At 66.7% G+C, this 1,926-nt stretch carries 2 protein-coding genes; both read right to left on the minus strand.

The genetic code is table 11. The features are described 5' to 3' along the window. Positions 1-43: 43 nt before the first annotated feature. Positions 44-802 (minus strand): IS21-like element helper ATPase IstB, encoded by a 759-nt coding sequence (istB, locus tag WMN78_RS13755; protein WP_104190113.1) that lies wholly within the window; start codon positions 800-802, stop codon positions 44-46. Continuing rightward, positions 799-1,926 (minus strand): Mu transposase domain-containing protein (locus WMN78_RS13760; protein WP_340534294.1); only part of this gene is annotated, 1,128 nt, incomplete at its 5' end. The genes WMN78_RS13760 and istB, both read right to left, overlap by 4 nt.

Below are 1,926 nucleotides of genomic sequence, written 5' to 3' on the forward strand. Positions count from 1 at the left end.
GGGCCAGTTTTGCCGACTGAAAACAGGGCCACGGGTTGCTGTTCTATTGTGCCTGAAGCTGGGTTCTTGTCTTGTTCCGGAGCCGGTAGCTGCTGCCGGTGAGGTTCAGGACTTCTGCGTGGTGAACGATCCGGTCGATCATCGCCGAGGCCACAGTCGCGTCGCTGAAGACCTCGCCCCACCTGCTGAAGGCGAGGTTGCTGGTAAGCACTAGAGAAGCGTGTTCATAACGGGATGAGACGAGCTGGAAGAACAGGTTGGCCGAGTCCTGGTCGAAAGGGATGTAGCCGACTTCGTCAACGATGAGCAGCTTGTATCGGCGCAACTTGGCCAGTTCCTGGGGCAGGCGGCCGCGGTCGTGGGCTTCGGCCAGTCTCGATACCCACCCGGTCGCGGTGTCGAACAGGACGCGATGCCCGGCGCGTGCGGCCCGGATCCCGATCCCGACGGCCAGATGGGTTTTCCCGGTGCCGGGCGGGCCGAGCAGGACCACGTTCTTGGCTTCTTCCAGGAAGACCCCGGTGCCCAGATGCGCAACGAGGTTCCGGTCCGCGGCAGGCTGGTGGTCGAAGTTGAACTCTTCCAGCAGCTTGTGTCCGGGGAACCTCGCGGCCCTGATCCGCAGGGCGGCCCCGGAGGCCTCGCGTTCGGCGACCTCGCGGGAGAGGACAGCAGCGAGGTATTCCTCGTGTGACCAGCCTGCCTCCCGAGCCCGGTCGCCGAGGGATCGGTAGCCGTCGGCGATCCGCGGGGCGCGCAGTGCGCGGGCGTAGTACTCGATGTCCTTCACCGCAGCGCTCACCGTCCTGCCCCGGAGAGCTCGCGGGCGTCGTCGGGGATGGCGACACCGAAGAGTTCGTCATAGATCGACAGGTCCCGTTCCTCCACCACCGTGGACCGTCCGGCCTTGACGCTGCGGTGGATCCGTCGGAGGGAGGCGGCCTTGTCCACATGCCCGGGGTCGGTGAAGATCTGGTGCCTGGCCCACCGCCGCTCGTGCCTGGCCAGCAGCCGGCCGTCTGCGCTCACAGTCACCTTTTCCAGGTCTGCTTCGACGTTCACGATCCGCCCGATCGCGCCCGGGTCCACGGAATAGTCATTGGAGAAGACCCGCACGTAGTAGTCCCGTGGCAGCCGGACGCTGCTGCGGAAGGCGAACTCGGGCGCCACCGGCGTCAACGGCCGCATCGCATCCCGGTCCCGGACGAAAAGCTCGACCGGGCGGCCGTGACGGGTCCGGGAGTAGCGGGCGTTCGCGCGCGGCAGCCAGTCCGCGAGCTGGTCGTTGAAATCCAGCGGGGACGCGAACGTCCGGCCGGGCATGAAGCCCTGGCGGAAGTAACGGTTCATCCGCTCCACGATGCCCTTGGATTCCGGATCCCGTGGCGGCAACTGCCGGATCTCGCAGCCCAGCACGCCAGCGAACGCCGCCGCCGGCTCGGTCAGCCGGCCCTGGCCGATCCCTGATTCGTTGTCCCAGACCAGCTGCTTGGGGACTGCACCGGCCTCCTGCAGCAACGACCACATCCCGCCGAGCAGATCAAAGGTCGTGCGGGTTGGCAGCATCCTGGCCTGGATGTATCCGGAGAACGCGCTCGTCATCACCAACACCGGAGGCTTGCCCTCCTGCCCGTGCCCCAGGGGCAGCGGCTCATGGGGGAACCATAAATCGCACTGCATCGCCTGGCCTGGTTCATGGACCAGCCGGTCCACCGGATCCGCCGGCATATATTCGGGCCGGAGTCCACGGACCTTGTCCCGGAACAAGGATGCAGAGCCCGTCCAGCCGACGCGTTCGGCCAGTACCGAGGCCGGCATCGTCGGCGTCTGAACCAACAAGGCCCGCACCTGCGCCGCGTAAGCATCAAAACTCGAACCGGCCGGCTTCCGCTCATACTTCGGCGGCCGCTCCGCCTCCAAGGCCCG

It is taken from the genome of Arthrobacter oryzae (assembly GCF_037911235.1).
Lineage (GTDB): Bacteria > Actinomycetota > Actinomycetes > Actinomycetales > Micrococcaceae > Arthrobacter > Arthrobacter oryzae_E.